The sequence below is a fragment of the Planctobacterium sp. AWM4_229 genome, from assembly GCF_056160305.1.
In genome coordinates, this window is sequence record NZ_JBSWWX010000005.1 from 254,074 (window position 1) to 277,609 (window position 23,536).

18 protein-coding genes are annotated in these 23,536 nt (G+C 45.9%); 13 read left to right on the plus strand and 5 right to left on the minus strand.

The features are described from left to right. Position 1 precedes the first annotated feature (1 nt). On the plus strand, positions 2–1,015 hold the full coding sequence (locus ACXAGP_RS12765) for a DUF4340 domain-containing protein (protein WP_475261835.1): 1,014 nt from the start codon (positions 2–4) through the stop codon (positions 1,013–1,015). Positions 1,016–1,089: 74 nt separating this feature from the next. Here the strand turns inward: ACXAGP_RS12765 and ACXAGP_RS12770 are convergent, their stop codons facing one another. The 3 genes from ACXAGP_RS12770 to ACXAGP_RS12780 form a co-directional block, all read right to left on the minus strand. Continuing rightward, a complete protein-coding gene (locus tag ACXAGP_RS12770; RefSeq protein ID WP_475261837.1) occupies positions 1,090–3,081 on the minus strand; it encodes a tetratricopeptide repeat protein in 1,992 nt (663 codons plus the stop codon). 61 nt (positions 3,082–3,142) lie between these two features. Then, the gene (locus ACXAGP_RS12775; RefSeq protein ID WP_475261838.1) at positions 3,143–5,653 is read right to left on the minus strand and encodes a PilZ domain-containing protein; all 2,511 of its coding nucleotides are present in this window, start codon (positions 5,651–5,653) and stop codon (positions 3,143–3,145) included. Between the two features lie 28 nt (positions 5,654–5,681). Next, positions 5,682–8,144, minus strand: a complete 2,463-nt coding sequence (locus tag ACXAGP_RS12780; protein ID WP_475261839.1) for a PilZ domain-containing protein — start codon at positions 8,142–8,144, stop codon at positions 5,682–5,684. A gap of 157 nt (positions 8,145–8,301) precedes the next feature. Here ACXAGP_RS12780 and radA point away from each other — a divergent pair, with 157 nt between their 5' ends. Continuing rightward, positions 8,302–9,654, plus strand: coding sequence for a DNA repair protein RadA (radA, locus tag ACXAGP_RS12785; RefSeq protein WP_475261840.1), 1,353 nt, complete (start codon positions 8,302–8,304; stop codon positions 9,652–9,654). A 144-nt stretch (positions 9,655–9,798) separates the two neighbouring features. Here radA and ettA read toward each other — a convergent pair whose 3' ends face one another. After that, positions 9,799–11,466 (minus strand): energy-dependent translational throttle protein EttA, encoded by a 1,668-nt coding sequence (gene ettA / locus ACXAGP_RS12790; protein WP_475261842.1) that lies wholly within the window; start codon positions 11,464–11,466, stop codon positions 9,799–9,801. Between the two features lie 250 nt (positions 11,467–11,716). On the opposite strand from ettA, the gene glyA reads away from it, so the two are divergent. From glyA to ACXAGP_RS12845, 11 genes are all read left to right on the plus strand, one after another. Next, entirely contained in the window at positions 11,717–12,973 is a 1,257-nt protein-coding gene (glyA, locus tag ACXAGP_RS12795; RefSeq protein WP_475262126.1) for a serine hydroxymethyltransferase, read from the plus strand. A 144-nt stretch (positions 12,974–13,117) separates the two neighbouring features. Beyond that, complete coding sequence (locus ACXAGP_RS12800; RefSeq protein WP_475261844.1) at positions 13,118–15,034, plus strand: alpha/beta hydrolase family protein; 1,917 nt, start codon at positions 13,118–13,120, stop codon at positions 15,032–15,034. A 147-nt stretch (positions 15,035–15,181) separates the two neighbouring features. Continuing rightward, the gene (locus ACXAGP_RS12805; protein ID WP_475261845.1) at positions 15,182–15,538 is read left to right on the plus strand and encodes a hypothetical protein; all 357 of its coding nucleotides are present in this window, start codon (positions 15,182–15,184) and stop codon (positions 15,536–15,538) included. Between the two features lie 134 nt (positions 15,539–15,672). Further along, complete coding sequence (nrdR, locus tag ACXAGP_RS12810; RefSeq protein ID WP_475261847.1) at positions 15,673–16,122, plus strand: transcriptional regulator NrdR; 450 nt, start codon at positions 15,673–15,675, stop codon at positions 16,120–16,122. Continuing rightward, complete coding sequence (gene ribD / locus ACXAGP_RS12815) at positions 16,118–17,233, plus strand: bifunctional diaminohydroxyphosphoribosylaminopyrimidine deaminase/5-amino-6-(5-phosphoribosylamino)uracil reductase RibD (protein ID WP_475262127.1); 1,116 nt, start codon at positions 16,118–16,120, stop codon at positions 17,231–17,233. The genes nrdR and ribD overlap by 5 nt, the downstream gene beginning before the upstream one ends. Positions 17,234–17,252: 19 nt before the next feature. Continuing rightward, on the plus strand, positions 17,253–17,912 hold the full coding sequence (locus tag ACXAGP_RS12820) for a riboflavin synthase (protein ID WP_475261849.1): 660 nt from the start codon (positions 17,253–17,255) through the stop codon (positions 17,910–17,912). A gap of 90 nt (positions 17,913–18,002) precedes the next feature. After that, positions 18,003–19,112, plus strand: coding sequence for a bifunctional 3,4-dihydroxy-2-butanone-4-phosphate synthase/GTP cyclohydrolase II (ribBA, locus tag ACXAGP_RS12825; RefSeq protein WP_475261851.1), 1,110 nt, complete (start codon positions 18,003–18,005; stop codon positions 19,110–19,112). 118 nt (positions 19,113–19,230) lie between these two features. Beyond that, positions 19,231–19,704, plus strand: coding sequence for a 6,7-dimethyl-8-ribityllumazine synthase (gene ribH, locus ACXAGP_RS12830; RefSeq protein ID WP_338293583.1), 474 nt, complete (start codon positions 19,231–19,233; stop codon positions 19,702–19,704). Positions 19,705–19,706: 2 nt separating this feature from the next. After that, the gene (gene nusB / locus ACXAGP_RS12835) at positions 19,707–20,135 is read left to right on the plus strand and encodes a transcription antitermination factor NusB (protein WP_338293582.1); all 429 of its coding nucleotides are present in this window, start codon (positions 19,707–19,709) and stop codon (positions 20,133–20,135) included. Positions 20,136–20,147: 12 nt separating this feature from the next. Next, the gene (gene thiL, locus ACXAGP_RS12840; RefSeq protein WP_475261853.1) at positions 20,148–21,110 is read left to right on the plus strand and encodes a thiamine-phosphate kinase; all 963 of its coding nucleotides are present in this window, start codon (positions 20,148–20,150) and stop codon (positions 21,108–21,110) included. 31 nt (positions 21,111–21,141) lie between these two features. After that, a complete protein-coding gene (locus tag ACXAGP_RS12845) occupies positions 21,142–21,645 on the plus strand; it encodes a phosphatidylglycerophosphatase A family protein (protein WP_475261854.1) in 504 nt (167 codons plus the stop codon). Here the strand turns inward: ACXAGP_RS12845 and dxs are convergent. Then, on the minus strand, positions 21,616–23,526 hold the full coding sequence (dxs, locus tag ACXAGP_RS12850) for a 1-deoxy-D-xylulose-5-phosphate synthase (RefSeq protein WP_475261855.1): 1,911 nt from the start codon (positions 23,524–23,526) through the stop codon (positions 21,616–21,618). The genes ACXAGP_RS12845 and dxs overlap by 30 nt on opposite strands. Between the last annotated feature and the right edge of the window lie 10 nt (positions 23,527–23,536).

A 23,536-nucleotide genomic window follows, 5' to 3' on the forward strand; every position in this document is an offset into this window, starting at 1 on the left:
CATGAAAAAAATTAATCTAATCATCGCAACTGTTGCGCTGGCAGCAATTTTCGTTGGCTGGTTGTTAGGGTCTGATGAGCGTCAAAGTGAGTTTAGTGCGCAACCGATTTTCCCCGACTTGCAGCGCCAGATTGAAGCGGTGGACGCCTTCAAATTGGAGAGTGCTGGAGGTACTATCCTGGCGGCGATAAAACAAGACGGGAACTGGCTGGCTCAAAGTAGCGGCGATTATCCGCTGCAAAAGGACGAGGTTGTGCGTCTGTTGAATAACGTTGTTCAGGCAGAGTTAAACAGCGCCAAAACCGCCAAACCAGAGAATTTTGCACGCCTCGGATTGCAGGACATAGGGCAAAATGACAGCGCCGCAAAGCTGCTAACTCTTTTTGCAGGAGAGCTGCAGTGGTCTTTGCTGGTGGGCAACAAAGCCAGTTCAGGCAATGGTATCTATGTACGTAAACCCGAAGAAAATCAGACCTGGTTGTCACATACTCCTTTGAATTTGCCCTCTGAGCCTAACGCCTGGCTTGATACGCAAATTCTTGATATCAGTCTTGCTGATATTAGCGAAATTTCCCGCGTAGATCATTGGCGTATAGTGCGAGAAGTTATCGACTCGGAAGCGGATACATCTGGCGAGGCTAAATGGCAATTGACTGGACTGGAAGAGGGGCGTGCATTGCAATATGACAGCATATTAGAAAATACTGCTGAAAATATTCTCAGCTTGAGTTTTGATGCTTTGGCTCAACAGCGTCCCTATGAGATACAAGAGGACAACTTGCAATCGCAGGTTACCATCAAAACCAACTCAAGTGATACCATCACCCTGAAGCTATACCGGGTTGATGAAAAGGATCTATTGGTTCTAGACAGCGAGACTTTGGATAGTCGATGGCAACAGTGGGTGTATCAATTGTCCTCGTTTAATGCCGGTAGACTCACTCAAACCATTGAAGGTTTTTTACAGCCGTTGCCAGAAGAAAGCGAACAGCTGGATACGACTGAGGAAAACTAAGTCCTGAATGTGGGAACGAGTTAAAGCCAGTGGCCAATGTCACTGGCTTTTTTATTTGCATCCACCGTTCAATTTTAAATTTTTAAAAAAGACTCATAGTTTTTCCACTGCTGTGAACTATTTTGATAAATACCACGCCTTACTTGCATATTTGATGCGGTTAGCACGCTTCTTTCATTGTTTTGTGGAGACAGACATGCTTCTTCCCATTCCAGTTCAAGGTAGTTGATAAGTTTCTGAATCTGCGGTTCAGGGTTGCTAACTAACTCCTCGTAGTTCAGCTCATAAATATTCGCTGATACTGTTTCTTGCCAGAAACTCATTAGATTTTCATAAAGCTCGTAGTAAGTGTAGATGTCACTAATATCGTTCGAATAATGAAGATCGCTGGAATAAAAAAAGTGTTTGAAGTTACTCCAACATACAGCGTTTTTATCCCGTTTCACATGAATGATCTTGGCTTCAGGCAATGCGCTACTGATCAGGCCAATATAGCGAAAATTGAGGGGCATCTTATCGGTGATCCACTTTTCTGAGCCATCCTTTGATAGGGCCTTGAGCTTTGCCAGATAAGCTTCTCTGAAGTTGTTGATTTTTTGTCCGTCAGGTTCATCAAGACCTCTTGCAATACGGCCGCCAAAATATTCTATATAGTTGAGTTCTCCGGCGCCAAGTACAGCGCTATGACTGGAGATAATTTGTTCCACCAATGTTGTTCCGGACCTTGGCATGCCAAGTACAAAGATGGGTTTACAATTATTTTGCTCAACTGTGTTATCCAGATTGCATTGCATAACGGCACTGGCACTTTTTTTAATAGCTTCAATAATATTAGTGTCTCGCGCTATGCTATAACCAGATTGCTTTTTAGCAATCTTATTTCCTAGCGAATATTGGCTAAATGCTAATTCAAAGTGGCCGAGGTCTTCATAGGCTTTTGCCAGTGCAAAATGTATGTGCAATTTGTGGCTTTGGGATAAAGACTCATCTTCGCTGAGTTTTACCAGATGTTTGAAGTGATCATTTTCGCTTTTGTAGGTTTGCGATAATGAGAGTGAGCGATGGGCCCTGCCATATTTTGGATCTAATTTAATAGCAAGAGTGAAGTTTTCTCTGGCCTCATCAATTCGGTTGAGGCGTTTTTGACTAATGCCAAGGTCATAATAGGCTGGTGGATAGTTTGGATTGAGCTTAATTGCCTTTTTAAGACACTCAATTGCTTGTTCGGATTTATTAAGCTTTTCTAAGGTATCTCCTAAGTGATAAAGCGCCTCGAAATAATCAGGTTTCAACTTTATAGCAGTTTCATAATAGGTTTGTGCTTCTTCGAACCTCTCCATATCTCTGCATAAATTACCTAAATTGTTGTATGCCTGAAATACCTCAGGATTCAGTTTAACAACGTCATTAAATGCTCTCTCGGCTTCTGCGTATTGTTTATTTAGTCTGTAACTTATGCCTAAGTTGTTTAACGCATCCGTGTCTTCAGGTTGTAGTTGCGATGCTTGTTTGTTGGCCTTAATGGCTTCTTCAAAGGCTTGCGTTTGAATCAACGCAGCACCAAGTATTTTCCAACCCAATTGAAATTTGGGAAATGCGGAAAGTAGTTTATTAGCAAGGGTTATCGTTTTACTGAAATTACCACTTGAGTAACAACTTGTCAGTTCTTGCTCTAGTGACTTGGGAGGGGCTGTTTCAGAGAGATTTTCTCGATTTTGAATTTTTGTCTCAAGCACATCAATAGCTTCTTTAGCTAGCCCTTTTTTTCTTGCTTTTTTTACTATCTGTCTGGCTTCTTTAGTCTTACCTGCTTTAAGTAAGGCATCTGTATAGGTCATCCAAAACTGCACTGTGGCAGGATTAATGTCTATTGCCTTTTCAATCAAAGCTAATCCTGCATTTAGGTGATTAGCCTGGAGGGCGATAATGCCGAGATTGTGATTGGCATCGGGATGTTGTGGCTGCGCATTTAAGATGGCCCTGTATAGTTTTTCTGCCTCTTTGAGGTTGCCATTCTGGTGAGCCTTTATGGCATGCTGGAGTGCTTGATGGATATTTAACTTCACTGTCTTTTTGCTATATTGGATTTTAAAATGTTTAGGATAAATCCAGGACTAAGCCTTGCTGCTATTCAGCCAATAAAATTTGCTTATCCTGTTTCTGGTTTTGTTCTATGTGTTGATCGGTAAAGCCGTAACGGCGCATGACTTCATCAGTAATGTCCACTATGTCTCCGGCACCGCAGATGTTCCACAACTCTTCTTCTAATTCCTTGGCTTTGTGAGCTGCGTATACAGATACGTAGCCCAATTCGGTGCGCAGTATATCCTGATCTGGTCGTCCGGTACGCGATACAAAAACCTTGATAGCATAGAATACACCAACTGACATGGCTTCAACGATAAATGCTCTGCGGGCGTGCTCGTCTCTGAACTGGTCCATGAATTGGCCGCGAAGCGTGTCTTCTTCTTTGATCGCATCGGGTTCGAAAGCAATAAACATCTCTTCCATTACGGGCGGCGCTTTTGATTTTAACTCTTTTAGCAAATCAAAAATACGTCTTGAATAGTCCCCTGAGGCCGAAAAGAGCGCTTTACAATTTAACGTATTTTCCTGTTCTGCACCGAAGGAAAACACGTTTTTGAGGCGGTGATGGGAGCTGGGTTCTGTCATTGCGTGAGGTAACATAGTGGCGCCATCTTTGATGATGTAATAGCCAATATTAAGCACATTCGAGCAGTAAATGTTGCGCAGCGCTTCACCCATTCCCGGAATGCCTTCATGCTCCGTATCACTCTTCAACTTATTTTTATTGTTTTTCAACAGTTCCGTAAAAAAGATATGAGCAGGATGGGGGATCGTTTCAGATTCCTGAAATATTTTCAGGTTGATGATGGTTTTGTCTTTAGAAATATTGCGCACTTCGTAGGGTAATTCTTTTAAAGGAATTTGCTTGGTCATGCGTTGTAGTTCGGGAAAAGCGACTTCAACAACGGAAAAGTTGACCCCTTCGAAGGTTTGTTTTAGTTCAATACTCAGGCCACTGGGAGAGACATCTTCGGTAACGCCTTCCAGTTCACGTTCGTTAAAGGTAACAATCACTTTGGAGCGCAATTGATAGCGAGATTCGGCACGTAAATTTTGATACTTAAAACGATATAGCGCTACCGGATTAATGTCTTCAGTTTTATCGTGCGCGAAATTTTTTAGTATCGGTAAATGCTTATCCACCAGTTGGCGTCGTTGGTAAGCCTGATTGCTGAGTGAATCGGTTACATTAGTGATCAATACTACATGGCTAATTTTATTTAAGGCTGACATAAGCCGAGGAGCAGGAGGAGAGTTTTGTTCCTTGACGCTCTCACCCACTGAATCGGGTATGGACAGGGGGCGATAACATTGCTCAGGTTTAACGCTCGTCATCTGTATTTTAAATACTCGCCAGCTGGCTTTCTTGGAGCCAAAAGCGAAGAATACATCTTGCATCGCCTTTTTCTGGCGTAGCTCGATATGGGTTGCCGAATAGAAAAACACCTGACCGGAGTCGTAGTGATTAAAACTGTACAAATAGGCTTCTTTAAGCGGACTGTTGTAGATATCTTTTAGTCGCTTTGGTGTTAGCGCCTGGCTGAGTAGTAGCTGGTTACTGTCATCCACCCAATAAAAAACATGATCTTTATTATTGTCGTTAGTGAGCACGTAACGACACTGCATTTTTGCGCCTTCGCTTTCAATGAATATTGGTATAGAGCTAAAGTAGGGCACATAGTACTGTTCGTAACTCTTACTGCGAATGGCGTGCAAGGTATTATCGATATTTACCTTATAACGGCGTTTATTGCCTTGAATAAAGCGCCTTAAAAATTCATCAAATTGCACATCGGGTGCCCGAATATCCCGCTTGAGTGCTACGTGGTATTCATGGTCAATTTTCTCGGTTTTGACTACTTCATAGCGAATACCATTTTTTCTGTCGAGTGCAAACTCTACTTCAAGGCCGCGGAAAAAGATCGCAAATTGTTCCCCCACAGAAAATTCGTGTTCGGTTACGGCTTTTATTTTCACCCCACTAACCGACATGTCTATGGTATTGGCTTTGATGGTTTTGGGGCCGGTTTGCAGCTCCACTCGCACCGTAAAGTTCATGCGCTCTTCACTGCGATGGGCAGAGTTTGAAAACTGAAAAGCGGGCACTAAATACTTATCTGGCGAGTCGTCATCTTCTTCTACGTAATACTCTGTTTCGCCAAAGACGCTGTCGGTTTGAGGGGACAAAAGCTTGTTAAGCCCATTTTGCTCAAAGCGAGCTACCTCTTCCATCACCGCTTCGTAAACCCCGACAGTGTATTGCCCAAAAGCGCGAATTTGGCGTTCAAACACATCTTGTGCGGAATCCGTAAGATAGTGAATTATCTTATCATTTTCGAATGGTTGGCAGTCTGCCCCTTCAATTTTACGCATATCCACTGCTTTTTTACATGGGCGCGCCTGGCGTCGTAACTCCAACTTGAGGATATGCCGGTGGGGACGAGGAATGGTTTTAGCCGTATCATCAACAATTTGATTGAAGTCAGGCTCGTAGACAACGGGTTTGAGCTGTTCAATGATGTCTTTAAATTGTTCTAATTCATGACTCATTGCGCTGCACCTGTACCTGCGGCCCGGCTCAATCTAAACTCAAGCGCACTTTAACTTCGTCGGTAATATCCAACATGTCGGCAAAACTCATAATCTGCCAAACATGATTTTGCAGGGATTGAGCTTTGTGAGGCGCATAAACTTTTATGTAGTTCAATTCCGCACTGATGTTTTCCGGGTCGGGTTTACCTACCTTCACCATAAATAGCTTGATGGCATAAAATTGCTGTTCTTTGTCCTCTAATATGCTGCGAATAAAGCTGGTTTTCAGCTCCGCATTGGGGAAGTCAATGTCTGCTTTTACGTTAAAGGCGTCTGGCCCTTCCAGCTTGGGATTGAAGCCAATATATACCTCATGCTGTTTGGGCTTTTCTTGAGACTTTAAGTCCCGCATTTCTCGTGTTAGCCAGTTGGCGTGCACATTTTCGTGGCCAAACAAGGGTAAAATATTAAACTGGTTGCGTTCCAGTTCACCGTGGGTAAACAAGGGCCACAGCTGGTTAGGAACATCACCGCACACCATCACATCGTGTTTCAGGTTTACGCCATCTTTGGCATAAAACAGAGCCATATTAAAGATGTTGGCAGCAAAGATATTGCGCAGTGCTTTACTGTGGTTACTGGTATCCTCAGTGACTTTGGCTTCCAATACCTCTCGATTTTGACGAATTAAATCGTTAAAAAACTGTTTACCCTGATGTGGTTTGGTTTCTTTATCGCGATTTTCCAGGATTCTCAGGTGCAGATGGGAGCCGTGTTCACTGACGTTAACCAGCTGATAATTCATTCTGTCCAGTTTGTACTTAGTGGTCATGGATTGCAGACCGGGCAAGCTCACTTTTATAAGAGCCCCTTTTCTGGCCGGGAAATCTTCGTCCATTTCAATCATCAGGCCACTGTAAGAAATATCGACAGTTTTGCCGTCATAATAGCCGTCATTCCACTCCAGGCGCGCTTTTTCCGACAGAAAATAACGCTGCTCAAGGCGATTATCTACGTACTTGTATGGATGCACGGTCAGGGCGCTGGGCGTACTCAGTTTGGGGTGAATGGTTTTACTGATACGGGGTAAGTCTGCCTTATTGGGGGAGGTATTCTTAAACTGATTTACCAGTTCGTCAGTGGTAATGTCTGTTATCAGCGCCACAAACTTCAGTACTTTGATGTCCGCCATTACCCTTGGTGCGGGTGGTGCGTTGAGTTTTTTTACCTTTTCACTGACCGATTCTGGAATCGTCAGTGGAGCGTGCGCTTGTTGTGGATGCACATCTGAGAGTTGCACTTTAAACACACGCCAGCTTTCGCGTTTTGTGCCCAGTGCAAAGTAGGAACTGCGTAATGTGGGGCTACTTGCTAATTCTTCTATAGTGGCAGAACAGAAAAAAGTCTTGTTCTGTTTCACTTGCTTAAAGCAATACACCAGAAACTCACTGGTTTCCTTGTGCATGGCGGTTTTTACTCGTGATGCAGATAATAGATGCTCAATGCGCACCTGGTCGGCTTCATCAGTCCAATACTGCACAAAGTCTTTATTAGCAGTGTTGGTGAGTAAAAACTTAGGGAACAATTTACCTTGTCTGACTCCAAGAAATACGGGAACCGATTCCATGTAGGGCGTGTAATATTGTTCGTAAATTTTGGAAATTACTGCTTCTTCGGTATTTTCCAGATTGATCTTGTAGCGGCGCTTGTAGCCGTGGATAAATTTCTGCAGAAAGCTATTTACTGAAGAACTGGAGTTTTCGATGTCGCGTTTGAAGTTAACTCGTTGTTCGTTGCCTTCTTTTTCGATGCGCATTGCTTGAAAAGGAATTGGATTCTTTCTATCCAGCGCATATTCGGTTTCTAATCCCCGCAGAAATACGCCGTATTTTTTGTCTTTGAAAAAGGTAACGTCTTCATCACATTTAACTCGCATGCCACCCACAGAAATGTCCATGGTTGTCGCTTTGATCTTCTTACCGTCTTCGGAGATGATCTCAACCGCAATCGCAAAGTTCATGCGCTCTTCTTTACGGCTGATCACATGAGAAAACAGTATGGATTGAACGACGTGATCTTGCTTTTCTGATGAAGCTTCTTCTTCGAATTTCTCTTCTGGCTCATCTTTGTGCTGAAGAATGGCTTCCTTTTCTTTCTTGTAGATTTGCTTGTAAGTGTTTTCGGAGTTGTTTACCGCTTCCCAGACACCGACGGTATATCCGCCATAAGACATGGTTTCTTCTGCAAATACGCGTTTTGCGGCGTCATCGAGAAAGTGGGTCACCCCTTCGTATTCAAAGGGTTTACATTCGCCGTCGACTTTGCCTCGCAGATCCACGGGCTTTTTGGTAGGCTGCGCAAGGCGTTTGAGCTCCATCTTGATGAGGAACACTTTTTGTTTGGGCACACCAACGGCGTGTTTGGTGACCATTTGCGCAAAGTTAGGCTTATTGACGAACGGCTTTAACTTATCAACAACTTCGCTGTATTCTTCGAGTACTTTATCCATTACGAAGAGTCGAAACCTCTGTGTTTTTTATTATATTACCCAATGTTTCGGCAGGAGGCGCTAAAACATTGAGGGGAATCGATATTTTATAACCCCTTACTTTATTAAAAGTGCCACAATAAAACAATCAATTGATAAGGTTTGTACGACTTAATTTATGAAAAAGAACAAAACTGGCTATGTTTGTAACGAATGTGGTTCCGAATATTCAAAATGGCAGGGACAATGCCATGATTGCGGGGCCTGGAACACTATTGTGGAGATGCGAATACCTGCTTCCAGCAATTCGTCAAAGAGTGGTTTTTCCGGCCTGACTCAAGCCAAAGTCGAAACCCTGTCAGAAATTGATTTGCAAACGGTACCCAGATTCAGCTCCGGCTTCCTGGAACTGGATCGCGTTTTGGGCGGCGGAATAGTGCCTGGCTCTGCGATTCTTATTGGAGGATCCCCGGGGGCGGGCAAGAGTACTTTGTTATTACAGACTATTTGTCATCTCTCAAAAAGCCAGAACGTACTTTATGTCACCGGGGAGGAATCTCTTCAGCAAGTGGCTATGCGAGCGCAACGATTAGGATTGCCCAGCGACAAGGTTAAAGTGCTGGCAGAAACTGAGGTGGAAACCATTTGTAAACTGGCTTTAAACGAAAAGCCCGGTGTCATGGTTATCGACTCTATTCAGGTGATGCACATGGGGGATATTCAATCGGCACCCGGCAGTGTCTCGCAAGTGCGAGAGTGCGCCGCTTTCCTTACTCGCTTTGCCAAACAAAACAATGTCGCCATGTTTATCGTTGGTCACGTTACTAAAGAGGGCTCCATCGCCGGGCCAAAGGTTCTCGAACACTGCATCGATTGTTCGTTGATGCTGGACGGTGACGCTGATGGACGGTACCGCACTTTACGTGGTCACAAGAATCGCTTTGGCGCAGTTAATGAATTGGGGGTTTTTGGCATGACCGAGTCAGGCTTAAAAGAAGTGAAAAACCCCTCAGCCATCTTTCTTAATCGCAGCGAAGAAGCCTCGCCGGGCAGTGCGGTTATGGTGGTTTGGGAAGGCACCAGACCGTTATTGGTGGAGATCCAAGGTTTGGTGGATTACAGCCAGATGGCCAATCCAAGACGGGTCGCTGTAGGATTGGAGCAAAATCGGTTAACCATGTTGTTAGCGGTGCTGCATCGCCATGGTGACGTGCAAATGAATGACCAGGACGTTTTTGTTAACGTGGTTGGAGGAATTCGTGTCTCGGAAACCAGTGCCGACCTGGCATTGTTGGTGGCTTTGCTATCTAGCTTTCGCAACAAAACCTTACCCAGAGATTTGATTGTATTTGGCGAAGTGGGCTTATCTGGTGAAATTCGTCCAGTGAACAATGGCAGCGAGCGTATCTCTGAAGCTAAAAAACACGGATTCACCCGTGCCATCGTTCCCAAAGCCAATGTGCCTAAAAACCCACAGGGGATTACTGTGGTGGGGGTGAAAAATCTTCAGGAAGCGTTGGAAGCGATTTGAGTTGTAGGTTTTTTGTAGGTTCGACTTTAGTCGGACAGAGGAGTTGAATTAACCACTGCTGTCCGACTAAAGTCGAACCTACAATCTACAAAAAAAGGCCGCTCAGTGTCTACTGGCGGCCTTCGTAGCACTCAATGCGAAGCGTTACTTCGCAATCTTTTTGTATTTCAGACGATGGGGCTCGACTACATCTTTGCCAAAGTTGTCTTTTAACCAGGCTTCGTAGTCGGTGTAGTTACCTTCGTAGAAGTTGATTTTGCCTTCGTCGCGGTAATCCAGAATGTGGGTGGCGACCCGGTCAAGGAACCATCTATCGTGCGAGATAACCATGGCGCAGCCTGGGAATTCCAAAATGGCGTTTTCCAGAGCACGTAAGGTTTCTACATCCAGGTCGTTGGTGGGTTCATCCAACAGCAATACGTTGCCGCCAGCTTTGAGTAGTTTTGCCAGGTGCACACGATTGCGCTCACCACCAGACAAGTCCTTAACAAATTTTTGCTGGTCGTTGCCTTTAAAGTTAAAACGGCTGCAATAGGCGCGGCTGTTAATTTCAAAGTTATTGATGCGGATAATGTCTTGCTCGTCTGAGATTTCTTGCCAAACGGTGCGGGTGTCGTCCATGTGATCGCGGAACTGCTCGACACTGGCAACTTGTACTGATTCACCCAGTTTAATCTCACCGCTATCCGGTTGCTCCTGGCCGGTTAACATGCGGAACAGGGTAGATTTACCGGCGCCGTTAGGACCGATAATACCCACAATCGCACCTTTGGGAATGGAGAAGCTCAAATCATCAATCAGTACGCGACCATCGTAGCTTTTCTTCAGATTCACCACATCGACAACTTGGTCACCTAAACGCTCGCCCGGCGGGATAAACAGCTCATTGGTTTCGTTACGCTTTTGATAATCCGAGGTATTCATTTCCTCAAAACGCGTCATACGAGCCTTACTTTTTGCCTGACGACCTTTGGGATTACTGCGCACCCATTCCAGTTCCTGTTTCATGGATTTAACGCGTGCATTTTCGGTACGCTCTTCCTGCTCGAGACGCTTCTCTTTTTGTTCCAACCAGGTGGAGTAATTACCTTCCCATGGAATACCATGGCCACGGTCTAGTTCCAGAATCCAGCCTGCGACATTATCAAGGAAGTAGCGGTCGTGGGTAATGGCTACTACGGTGCCTTCATAATCGTGTAGGAAGCGCTCCAACCAGGCTACTGATTCAGCGTCCAGGTGGTTGGTAGGTTCGTCCAGCAACAGCATGTCTGGTTTTTCCAATAATAAACGACAAAGCGCTACGCGGCGGCGCTCACCACCTGACAGTTTACTGACATCGGCATCCCATGGTGGCAAACGCAGAGCGTCAGCGGCGCGCTCAAGGGCGTTATCCAGATTGTGACCATCTTTACTTTGAATAATGGCTTCCAGTTCGCCTTGCTCTTTGGCTAAGGCGTCAAAATCAGCATCTGGCTGAGCGTATTCGGCATACACTTCGTCCAGGCGCTTAAGGGCGTGGACCACATCGGCAACGGCTTCTTCTATGTTGCCGCGTACGTCTTTGCTTTCGTCGAGTTTAGGTTCCTGGGGTAGGTAGCCAACATTCAAACCCGGCTGGGGACGGGCTTCACCTTCTATTTCGGTATCAATACCCGCCATAATGCGCAGCAAGGTGGATTTACCCGCACCATTAAGACCCAGCACGCCGATTTTGGCTCCAGGGAAAAAGCTTAAAGAGATATCTTTTAGTATTTGTCGTTTCGGTGGAACAATCTTGCCCACTCGCGACATGGTGTAAACGTATTGTGACATAGTGATTCTTATTCTCTATTGAATTGCTAATATTGTAATCCATTCTGAGCTGAGAAGTCAGGTTATTCTTACTGCAAATCCGACCTGTGACTCTACTCTATGCCATTGCAGCATAAGTCAGTTTAGAATGATTTTGGCGTACATATGTACAAAAGGTTGAAAATCGCTATCATACCGAAACCTTTGAGGCGGGCGCTTGGATACGTATCCCCCCGGCTTTTCTTTTTCCCAAATACCTGAAGGAAGTGCGATGCTGTCTAAAGACATGAATATTGCTGATTTTGATCCCGAATTGTGGGATGCCATCCAGGCAGAAACTCAGCGTCAAGAACATCATATTGAATTGATTGCCTCAGAAAACTATACAAGCCCGCGTGTTTTGCAGGCTCAGGGCTCTCAGCTCACCAACAAATACGCAGAAGGCTACCCAGGTAAGCGTTATTACGGTGGTTGTGAACATGTTGACGTAGCTGAAGAGCTGGCTATTGAGCGTGCTAAGCAGCTTTTTGGTGCTGATTACGCCAACGTACAACCTCATTCTGGCTCGCAGGCAAATTCTGCTGTATTCATGGCGTTACTGGAAGCTAATGATACTGTACTGGGTATGAGCCTGGCACACGGTGGTCACTTAACTCACGGCTCACACGTTAACTTCTCAGGTAAATTATACAAGGCCGTTCAGTACGGTTTGAATGAAGAAACTGGCGAAATTGATTACGAGCAGGTTAAAGCCCTGGCTGAAGAGCATAAGCCAAAAATGATCATCGGTGGTTTTTCTGCCTACTCAGGCATCGTTGATTGGGCTAAATTCAGAGAAATCGCTGACAGCGTTGGCGCGTTCTTGTTGGTGGATATGGCCCACGTAGCTGGTTTGGTTGCGGCAGGTGTTTATCCTAACCCGCTGCCTCATGCGCATGTCGTTACCACAACTACCCATAAAACTCTGGCAGGTCCTCGTGGCGGTTTGATCCTGTCTGCTTGTGGTGATGAAGCTATCTACAAGAAGCTTAACAGCGCGGTATTCCCAGGCGGCCAGGGCGGTCCTTTGTGTCACGTAATCGCAGCTAAAGCGGTGGCATTTAAAGAAGCTTTGCAGCCAGAGTTTAAAACCTATCAGCAACAAGTAGTTAAGAATGCCAAGGCAATGTGTAAAGCTTTCCAGGACAGAGGCTATAAGATTGTTTCTGACGGTACTGAAAACCACCTGTTTTTGTTGGACTTGATAGATAAAGACATCACGGGTAAAGATGCTGATGCAGCATTGGGCAAAGCTTATATCACGGTAAACAAAAATGCTGTGCCAAACGATCCTCGTTCTCCATTTGTTACCAGTGGCTTGCGCATTGGTACGCCAGCGATTACCCGTCGCGGTTTTGGTGAAGAAGAAGCATCTCAAGTGGCTAACTGGATTTGCGATGTGCTGGATAACATCGAAGATGAAGCGAATATTGCCAGTGTTAGAGAGCAGGTTGTTGCTTTGTGTGAGCGTTTCCCTGTATATGCTTAAGCACTAACGCTTTTCATTTTTGTTAAAAGCCAGCGAAAGCTGGCTTTTTTGTGGCTATCTCATGAGCTATTTAATACAATCCACACCGTTTCTGTAAACAAAACCAAATTTTCACTCTCGCATCTTAATAACCAAGGAGAGGTTATGAAAAAAATAACCCTGTCTATTATTCTGTTTTTAAGCGTCTTAACTGCTTCCGCTGCTGATGAACTGGTACCTTTAGAAGTCTATGGCATGCTGCCACAAATTAGCATGATGGAAGTGTCGCCCAGCGGCAATCGCATTGCTTACCGCGTTGCCAAAGGCAATAAAGAAATGTATGTCATTTACGATTTGGTTAAAAAAGAAATGATCACCGGTGTCGATATTTCTAAAATCCGCCCCAGCCATGCATGGTTTATAGATGAAAATACCTTAATACTGGAGACGGTAGATAATACGCGATTATTTGGATTCCGTGGCCGTCATGACGTTAGTGCCGCATTTTCCTTTAACATTGAAGAAAATCGCATAAGGCAGTTGTTAACACCCGGTGATGGAATTTATGCGGGGCAAACTCAATTGGGTTGGATTGTTGGGTTAAGTAACGATGGCGAGTTTGCTTATATGCCTGCCTGGCAATCGGCGGGGGTGTACAGTTTGATGAAAGTACGGATTTCCGGTAGACGCACGCCACGGCCTGTAAAACGCGGCGCTCATGATGCCATCGACTATTTTATATACAACGATGAGGTTGTTGCCCGTGAACGCTTCGATAATAAAAAGAATCTGCACCGTATCGAGGCATTGATAAACGATGAATGGCTGGAAATCTATCGCGAAGAAACGGAGATCCGCACCCGTTCTTTTGTGGGGTTAACAGCTGATTTAAAAAGCCTGGTGATGTTAACCCAAGGCGAAAACGGACGCCGCGCCTATTACACTATGTCTTTGCAAGATGGTGAAGTGTCGGGTCCTATCTTTAATCCAGAGGATAAAGATATTGCTTATGTTATTTCTGATCACAATCGAATCGTGCGCGGTGTCAGTTATGCTGGCTTCAAACCAAGCTATGATTTTTTTGATCAGAATATTCAGCAGGTGGTGAGCAAAGTGATTGCTGATTTACCGGATCATTCGGTTTCATTAGAGAGCTATTCACCGGATTGGCAACACATGGTGTTTAAGATTTCAGGTATCGACAGTCCCGGTGACTATTACCTGTACAGCAAAGGGAAGTTTACTTTCATTACTTCCAGCCGCCCGGATATGCCCATTGATAAAATTAATCAAGTATTCCAGACCGAAATTAAAGCCCGTGATGGTTTGAAGTTACCGACATTACTCACATTACCCGCTGTCGCAGAGTTGAAAAACCTGCCAGCAATCATGCTCCCGCATGGTGGGCCAGAATCCTATGACACGATAGAGTTTGACTGGCTAGCGCAGTATTTCTCCAGTCGAGGTTATCTGGTCATGCAGCCGCAATTTCGAGGTTCCAAAGGCTTTGGTGCCGACTTTGTCTTGCAAGGTCGCGGTGAGTGGGGGCGTAAAATGCAGGACGACCTTACCGATACCGTGAAAACCCTGGTTAAATCAGGCTATGTAGACCCTGACAGGGTTTGTATAGTAGGTGGTAGTTATGGTGGTTACGCAGCTTTAGCTGGTGCTGCCTTTACACCTGACGTGTATCAGTGTGCAATTTCATTGAATGGTGTTGCAGATATTGAACGCATGCTAAAAGATGACCGTTACGAACACGGCAAAGATCATTGGGTGGTGGCCTACTGGAATAAACTGATCTCAAATGGTGAAGTAGATGAAGCCCACATCAAAAGTATCTCGCCAATTAATCATGTGGACAAAATTAAAATTCCAGTGTTATTAATCCATGGTACTCACGATGAAGTTGTGCCAGATCATCAATCGGAAAATATGTATGATGAGCTTGAAGATGCCGACGCTGATGTGACTTATGTTGAACTGGATGAAGGCGATCATTATCTCAGTAAAGCCGAGCATCGTATGGCTGCTCTGAAGGCAATAGATGCTTTTCTTGACAAACATTTGCCCGCTAAATAAGACTACGATGATTTCCACGGCTGGCTTGATGAGCGCATCAGGCCGGCCAATAACGAGTTTAATGCCTCTTCTTCGTATTCCCTATTTTATTTTTTGCCCCGATTAAGTTATGTTGTTGGGTATAGCAAATATTTCGAACAATTATAAATGCCAGTTGTAACGCAACTTCCAGACGATAAAAAACTACACGTTTTGTTTCGGGTTGAACCCGGCTGTATGGGTCCTGCCGGTATCGATTATATCCAGGACTACTGTAAATATGCGCAGCAGCGTGTACAGAACCTGCATGCCGAATTTGTAAAGTGGGAAATCGTCGCTCGAATGAACAAAAAGCTTCCGGAAATGCAGTTTCGTGCATTGAATAAAAATCTCACTCACGATCAGGCTGAAAAGTACCTGGCAGTGTTCGGTCAAAATCTGGAGGAGTTTGAAGAACACCTGCACGATATGCTTGCCTTGTTAGTGGACGAATTTTGGGAAAAGGACGTTAAACGAGGCTTGTAATGGCAAATTGACAGCTGGCAAGTCTGTCATCGTCTATACACCTTTCTCTTTTGGCTTGGTCAAGGCTTGAAAATAGTCTTTCAGCACCTATATTGCCTATACCACAATACACGCTTTTTCAGGTTTTCACTTCTATGATTTGTCCTTTTTGCATGACCCAGGAAACCAAAGTTATTGATTCTCGCTTGGTATCCGAAGGGGCTCAGGTGCGCCGACGCCGGGAGTGTACGCAATGTCATGAGCGCTTTACCACATTCGAAATGGCCGAGCTGGTGATGCCAAGAATAGTGAAGCGAGATGGCACCCGCGAACCCTTTAACGAGGACAAATTGCGTGCAGGCATGCAGCGGGCTTTGGAAAAGCGCCCGGTTAATACTGAAAAAGTAGAGCAAAGTGTTCATCACATAAAGTCCCATTTACGTGGCACCGGAGAGCGAGAAGTCAGCAGTGAACTGGTGGGTAACTTGATCATGGCGGAACTCATTGAATTGGACAAAGTGGCTTATGTGCGCTTCGCCTCCGTTTATCGCTCCTTTGAAGATATTAAAGAATTTGGCGAGGCAATTGCCCGACTGGGAGATTAAGATGTTCTCCGTAACCGACGCCAAACATATGGCCAGAGCGATAGAACTGGCTAAACAGGGGAGATTTACCACCAGCCCCAATCCCAATGTAGGTTGTGTCATCGTATCTGAAAGCGGCGCGCTTTTGGCAGAAGCATTCCATCAAAAAGCCGGAGAGGCCCATGCAGAGGCCGCTGCACTTGCCAATAGTACTGAATCGGTGGCAGGGGCTACCGTCTATGTCACCTTGGAGCCCTGTTCTCATTATGGCCGCACGCCGCCTTGCTGTGATGCCTTGATCGACGCCAGAGTAAAGCGCGTTGTCGTGGCGATGCAAGATCCCAATCCGAAAGTAGCTGGCCGCGGTTTTCAAAAGCTGCGTGACGCCGGGATTCAAGTGGATGTTGGCTTAATGGAAGCCGCTGCCAAAGAGCTCAATATCGGTTTTATAAAACGTCATTTGCACGGGATGCCCAAAGTGACCTTAAAAATGGCGGCGTCGCTGGATGGTAAAACGGCCCTTTCAAATACTCAAAGCAAGTGGATTACTGGTGCCGCGGCGCGTCGAGATGTGCAGCGCCACAGAGCAATGAGTTGTGCCATCATTAGTGGCTCAGGTACTGTGCTGGCAGATGACCCATCTCTTAACGTGCGCCGTGAAGATTTGCCGGAGTCAGTAGAAGCAGGTTATTCCAATGAGATAAGGCAACCACTTCGGGTGATCCTGGATGGCAGAAATCAACTGCACAGTAAATTAAAAGTTTTTGCCGATAACAATGTTCTGGTGATCAATCTGTCGCCTAATGCCGAATTATCAAAAGTCGGCATCAAACAGTGGCAAGCGCCAGCCCAAAACGGAAAAATTGATTTACGAGCCGTATTAGCCCACCTTGCGCAGATGCAACTAAATGATATTTGGTTAGAGGCAGGCAGCCGATTAGCGGGGGCATTTATCGCAGCCGAATTGGTGGATTCTCTCATTCTCTACCTTGCACCTAAACTAATGGGGCATAGCAGTTTCAGTTTGGTAGAGTTACCCGAATTCGAGAATATGCAACAGGTACCGGAACTTCAGATTACAGAAACTAAAATGGTGGGTGACGATATGAAAATCGTGGCTCACTTTCGCTAATTTATCCCGAGAGGTTAGAGTGTTTACCGGAATTATTGAATCAGTAGGGAGCATTGCTTCCATGCAGGCCCGAGGCAGCGATATGCGGGTAGCCATTACCACCGGCAAACTGGATATGTCGGACGTACAATTAGGTGACAGTATCGCAACTAATGGGGTTTGTTTGACTGTTGTCGAATTTTCTTCACAACACTACGTGGCGGATGTTTCCATGGAAACTATCAAACGCACCGGGTTCGCTAACTACTCCCAAGGCATGGCGGTTAACCTGGAAAAAGCACTGATGGCCACATCTCGTTTGGGCGGTCATATTGTCAGCGGTCATGTTGATGGGGTGGGGGAAATCGCCAGTATCGAGAATGCCGGACAAACCTGGGAAATCTGGGTAAAAGCTCCCGATAATCTGGCCAAATACATCGCTGAAAAAGGTTCAATTACGGTGGATGGTGTCAGTCTCACGGTAAATGATGTGGACGGCGCAAAATTTAAATTAACTCTGGTGCCTCATACCTTGCAAGAAACCATCATTCAGCATTATCAAGCTGGTACCAAGGTAAATCTGGAAGTTGACGTAATTGCCCGCTATCTGGAGCGCCTGATGTTAGGTGATAAAGCCGCACAAAGTCAGTCTGGCGATATCAATTTGGCATTTTTAGCTGAAAATGGTTATTTGCGATAGTACAATTCGCCACCATTCATTGCACAAACAAAAATCAGGCTGGTGTGATTGTTAATCTGAATCAGCCGAGAACCCTACAGTAAAGAATTTATGTCATTAAATAGCACCGAAGAAATACTCGAAGACATCCGCAACGGCAAGATGGTTATCCTGATGGATGATGAAGATCGTGAAAACGAAGGCGATCTCATCATGGCCGCAGAGCATATTACGCCTGAAGCTATCAATTTTATGGTGACTCACGCCAGAGGACTTGTCTGTCTACCCATGACACGTGACCGTTGTGAGACCCTCAAATTACCCTTAATGGTGGACAACAATGGTGCGCAATTCTCCACCAACTTTACGGTTTCAATCGAAGCCGCTGAAGGGGTGACTACTGGTATTTCTGCCGCTGACAGGGCCAGAACCATTTTAGCCGCCGTGGCCCCTGATGCCGTTGCTGCTGATATCGTCCAGCCCGGACATATATTTCCACTTATTGCCAAAGAAGGTGGTGTATTGAATCGCGCTGGCCACACGGAAGCCGCAGTGGATTTAGCCCGGTTGGCAGGCTGTGAACCCGCCGGAGTTATTGTGGAAATTCTCAACGAAGACGGCACTATGGCGCGTCGCCCAGAGCTTGAAGCCTTTGCTAAGAAGCACGATTTGAAACTGGGTACCATTGCCGATTTGATTGAGTATCGCAATATCAACGAGGCCACCGTTGAGCAAGTGGGCACTTGTAATTTGCCTACTGAATTTGGCGAGTTTCGCCTGGCGACCTTTAAAGATAGCATCGACAACCAGGTGCACTTTGCCTTGTGTAAGGGCGATATTACCCCAGATGAGCCAACACTTGTGCGTGTTCACTTGCGCAACACCTTCAGCGATGTGCTGGGTTCGGGGCGTTCTATCGACCGTTCTATGGATTTGCCGCAAGCCATGCAGCGCATCGCCGATGATGGTGGGGTGTTGCTCATTCTAGGCCGTGAAGAGAGCAGTGATGAGCTGGTTCGCGTGGTAAAACAGTTTGAAGCAGAGGACAAAGGGGAAAAGCCCGTCACCAATTTGTGGAAGGGTACATCCAGAACTGTTGGCGTCGGCTGTCAAATTCTGAAAACCTTGGGCGTACAAAAAATGCGCTTACTTAGTAAACCTGTTAAATATCATGCACTTTCTGGTTATGGCCTGGAAGTGGTTGAAACAATCTCGGAATAAAGAGTTCAGGGCCTGTTGGCCTTGATGGAAATAGTACAAAAAATCCGGTGAACCCAATACAGTTGTGGTAGAATCCGCGCCAGAAAATTTCCGGATGATTAATTGAGGCAGCTTTAATATGAATATTGTGGAAGGCAACATCAGAGCTACGGGTAAAAAATTCGCCATAGTGGTTTCACGTTTTAACAGTTTTGTTGTAGATCACCTTGTTGAAGGCGCTATCGACACGCTGGAAAGAGCGGGTGAAGTCAATGAGCAAGATATTACGGTAGTCAAGGTTCCGGGTGCTTATGAGCTACCTTTGGTGGCTAAAAAAGCGGCTGAAAGTGGTAAGTTTGACGCTATTATCGCCATTGGTGCGGTAATTCGAGGTGGTACGCCTCACTTTGACTTTGTTGCTGGTGAATGTAATAAAGGCCTGGCTCAAGTTTCTCTGGAATACGGTATTCCGGTAGCCTTTGGCGTTATTACCGTGGACAGCATCGAACAAGCTATTGAGCGTTCGGGCACGAAAGCGGGTAACAAAGGTGCAGAAGCTGCCCATTCAGCCCTTGAGATGGTCAATGTCATCGACCAGTTAGCTGGAGCGTAAACGTGAAGGTAGCAGGACGTAAAAAGGCCCGAGAACTGGCTATGCAGGCCATTTACTCGTGGCAAATGACGGGTAACCCCGTGAGTGAAATCGAACTCAACATCGCTACTCAGCAAGACATGAATAAGGTCGACATGAGTTTCTTTCAAGCGGCGTTAAACTATGTTGCTGAGCATGTTGATGAGCTAGACGAAGCTTACAAGCTTTACGTTACAGATCGCCCATTGAGCGAAATTGATCCCATTGAAAAGGCTATCTTACGTCTTGCCACTTTTGAACTGACACAGCGTATCGACGTGCCTTACAAAGTGGTTATCAATGAAGCGATTGAACTTGGCAAGCAATTTGGCGCAGCTGACAGCCACAAGTTTATCAACGGTGTGCTGGATAAAGCAGTGCGGTTGTTACGCAAGGATGAAGTGCCACGCTAACGCGGTGATACAGTGAAAGAATTCGATATTATTAAAAATTACTTCTTATCCAGAAGTTATCAGCGCAAGGATGTGCAACTGGGTATCGGTGATGATTGCGCCCTGACGACTGTACCGGAAGGACAGCAGTTGGTAACTACAACTGATACACTGGCGGAAAGCGTACATTTTCCCAAAGGAACTTCCGGTAGAGCCGTTGCCCATAAAGCCTTATCAGTCAACTTAAGCGACTTAGCCGCCATGGGGGCTGAACCCGCCTGGATCAGTTTATCGCTATCTATTCCTGAATATGACGAAGCTTGGCTGCGAGATTTTTCCTTGTGTTTGCAAGAGCTAACTGATTATTACTCTATCCAGCTCATCGGTGGTGATACGGTACAGGGACCTTTGTCGATTACCATTACTGCTCAGGGTTTTGTGCCAGAAGGGCAGGCACTGATGCGCTCCAAAGCTAAACCCGGTGACTGGATTTATGTTACCGGAACTTTAGGGGATGCTGGTTTGGGACTGGATCTGGTGCAAACCGAAAAAGCGGCTGAGCCTATGCATCGCAATTACCTTATCAACAGGCTCAACTTTCCTTCACCTAGACTGATGGTGGGGACCACCTTAAGACGCTTAGCTACTGCCTGTATCGATTTATCTGATGGTTTGAAGTCCGATTTGCAACACATTCTATTCGCCTCACAAACCGGGGCTATCATCAATGTTGAGCAGTTGCCATTATCTGAGGCGATGATAGCCACAGTGGGTAAAGCCGAAGGGATCCGTTATGCGCTCACAGCCGGTGATGATTACGAGTTATTGTTTACCGTGCCAGAAGAGCAGAAGGGCAGCCTGGAGGTGGCCTTGGCTAACTGTAATGTATCAGCCACTTGCATTGGCCGAATCAATGGTGTGCAAGAAAAGCTGGAAATGCAACAGGGCGATAAGCCTTATCAGTTACCCGAAATGGGCTTTCAACATTTTAGCTAGTGCCCAATAGCGCTACTTTTCAGGGTCAATCATGGATAAAGCCACAAAAAAAGCGGCGCTTAAAAAACTCAAACTGTCCAACCCATGGCACTTTTTAGCCCTTGGATTTGGTACCGGTCTGGCGCCATTTATGCCCGGTACATTTGGTACTCTGGCGGCTTTACCGCTGGTGTTTCTACTTCCCATAATGCCACTCGCCGCACAGCTCTGTTTTGTGGCAGCCTTAACCATAATAGGTATTCGTATCTGTGACGTTGCTTCACGGGACATGGGCGTGCACGATCATTCTGCTATTGTGTGGGATGAAGTGGTGGGCATGCTAATCACCATGTTGGCGGTGCCGCTGACGGCCATCAATCTACTCGTGGGATTTGTGATATTTCGTTTCTTCGACATCCTCAAACCCTGGCCCATCCGCTATTGCGACAAGCATGTTCACGGCGGGCTTGGGATCATGTTAGATGATGTACTCGCTGGGGTATTCTCTCTGGCTTGTATGCAGTTATTATTGTATTTTCAGTTGTTGAACTTCTGAGCCTGAATTAAGGCCCAAAGCTGACATAGTGTCAGCGACTTTCGCCACAATCCCTGCACCGTCCAGACCTAACTCCTGATACATTTCCTGCTGCGTGCCTTGCATAATAAATTCATCGGGCAAACCAATGTTTAGCACTTTTACCAGCTGTGGTTGGGTATTTACAAATTCTGCCACTGCACTGCCTGCGCCGCCTGCGATAGCATTATCTTCCAGCGTCACCAGTAAAGAGTGGGAGCTTAAAACTCCCTTGATGGCAGCTTCATCCAGTGGTTTGACAAAGCGCATGTCAATAAGCGTCGCGTTCAGCTGTTGTGCAGCTTGTTCAGCATTAGGCAGCAAAGTACCAAAGTTGAGAATAGCGACTTCTTTACCTTGTCTTAATGTTCTGGATTTACCCACTTCTAATTGGGTCATCTCATTAGACACCGCAATACCGTTACCGGCACCACGTGGGTAGCGCACTGCAGCGGGTTGTTTGAGCAGATGCCCTGTGTAGAGCATATCGCGACAGTCTTGTTCGTCTGCAGGCGTCATCACTACCATGTTGGGGATACAGCGCAAATATGAAATATCAAAAGCACCTTGATGGGTAGGGCCATCTGCACCTACGATCCCCGCTCTATCTATGGCAAACAGGACAGGTAAATTCTGCAGGGCCACATCGTGTATGAGCTGATCATAAGCACGCTGCAAGAAGGTGGAATAAATAGCGACTACCGGATGCAAGCCATCAATGGCAAGGCCGGCCGCTAAGGTTACCGCATGTTGCTCAGCAATGGCGACATCAAAATACTGCTCGGGATACTGCTGCGAAAACTGCACTAAACCGGATCCCTCTCGCATAGCCGGGGTAATGCCCATTAGCTTGGGATCTTGTGCCGCCATATCGCACATCCAGTCGCCAAATATTTTGCTGAAGGTGGGCGCGCCCGGTGCCGTTTTGGGTAATTGGTTATCTGCCGGATTAAATTTAGGCACCGCGTGGAATTTAATCGGATCTTTTTCTGCGACTTCGTAGCCTTTGCCTTTTTTGGTCACTACATGCAAAATCTGCGGTCCGCTTAAATTGCGCATATTGCTAAGAGTGTCCACGACACCATTGACATCATGGCCATCAATAGGGCCAATGTAATTAAAGCCAAGCTCCTCAAAAATGGTTCCGGGTACTACCATGCCTTTTATGTGCTCTTCAGCGCGGCTGGCAAATTCTTTGATAGGTGGCACATTGGACAATAGTTTTTTGCCACCGTCTCTAATGGAGTTGAAAAAACTACCTGTTAGTAATCGTGCCAGATGGCTGTTCAAAGCGCCGACATTCTCAGAAATAGACATTTCATTGTCGTTGAGGATCACCAGCATATCTTTACTGATGTCGCCACCGTGATTCAGCGCTTCAAAGGCCATGCCTGCTGTCATTGCACCATCGCCAATAACCGCAACGACTTTGCGATTGCGTTTTTCTTTTTCTGCTGCAATGGCCATGCCCAATGCGGCAGAGATAGAAGTCGAGGAGTGTCCCACGGCAAAGGTGTCGTATTCACTTTCCGGTGGCCAAGGGAAGGGGTGCAATCCCCCTTTTTTACGGATACTGGTGATGCGTTCTTTGCGTCCAGTCAGGATCTTGTGGGGATAAGCTTGATGCCCCACATCCCAGATAAGTCGGTCAAATGGCGTGTTGTAGACATAATGCAATGCCACTGTAAGTTCAACCGTGCCCAACCCGGAAGCAAAATGACCACTACTTTGGCTGACACTAGCTAACAAATAGGCTCGTAACTCATCCGCTACTTGCCGGAGATCTTCTTTGGGTAATAATCTCAAATCGTCAGGGGTGTGAACTTTAGCCAATAAAGGGTAGTGGGAAATATCCAGCGTCATTTTGGGTATG

What these genes read in the sequence shown, in the direction of transcription:
- dxs (WP_475261855.1), bottom strand. Translation starts at nt 23,526, where the DNA reads ATGACGCTGGATATTTCCCACTACCCTTTATTGGCTAAAGTTCACACC.
- radA (WP_475261840.1), top strand. Translation starts at nt 8,302, where the DNA reads ATGAAAAAGAACAAAACTGGCTATGTTTGTAACGAATGTGGTTCCGAA.
- ACXAGP_RS12780 (WP_475261839.1), bottom strand. Translation starts at nt 8,144, where the DNA reads ATGGATAAAGTACTCGAAGAATACAGCGAAGTTGTTGATAAGTTAAAG.
- ribH (WP_338293583.1), top strand. Translation starts at nt 19,231, where the DNA reads ATGAATATTGTGGAAGGCAACATCAGAGCTACGGGTAAAAAATTCGCC.
- ettA (WP_475261842.1), bottom strand. Translation starts at nt 11,466, where the DNA reads ATGTCACAATACGTTTACACCATGTCGCGAGTGGGCAAGATTGTTCCA.
- glyA (WP_475262126.1), top strand. Translation starts at nt 11,717, where the DNA reads ATGCTGTCTAAAGACATGAATATTGCTGATTTTGATCCCGAATTGTGG.
- ACXAGP_RS12845 (WP_475261854.1), top strand. Translation starts at nt 21,142, where the DNA reads ATGGATAAAGCCACAAAAAAAGCGGCGCTTAAAAAACTCAAACTGTCC.
- nrdR (WP_475261847.1), top strand. Translation starts at nt 15,673, where the DNA reads ATGATTTGTCCTTTTTGCATGACCCAGGAAACCAAAGTTATTGATTCT.
- ACXAGP_RS12805 (WP_475261845.1), top strand. Translation starts at nt 15,182, where the DNA reads ATGCCAGTTGTAACGCAACTTCCAGACGATAAAAAACTACACGTTTTG.
- ribBA (WP_475261851.1), top strand. Translation starts at nt 18,003, where the DNA reads ATGTCATTAAATAGCACCGAAGAAATACTCGAAGACATCCGCAACGGC.
- ACXAGP_RS12800 (WP_475261844.1), top strand. Translation starts at nt 13,118, where the DNA reads ATGAAAAAAATAACCCTGTCTATTATTCTGTTTTTAAGCGTCTTAACT.
- ACXAGP_RS12775 (WP_475261838.1), bottom strand. Translation starts at nt 5,653, where the DNA reads ATGAGTCATGAATTAGAACAATTTAAAGACATCATTGAACAGCTCAAA.
- ACXAGP_RS12765 (WP_475261835.1), top strand. Translation starts at nt 2, where the DNA reads ATGAAAAAAATTAATCTAATCATCGCAACTGTTGCGCTGGCAGCAATT.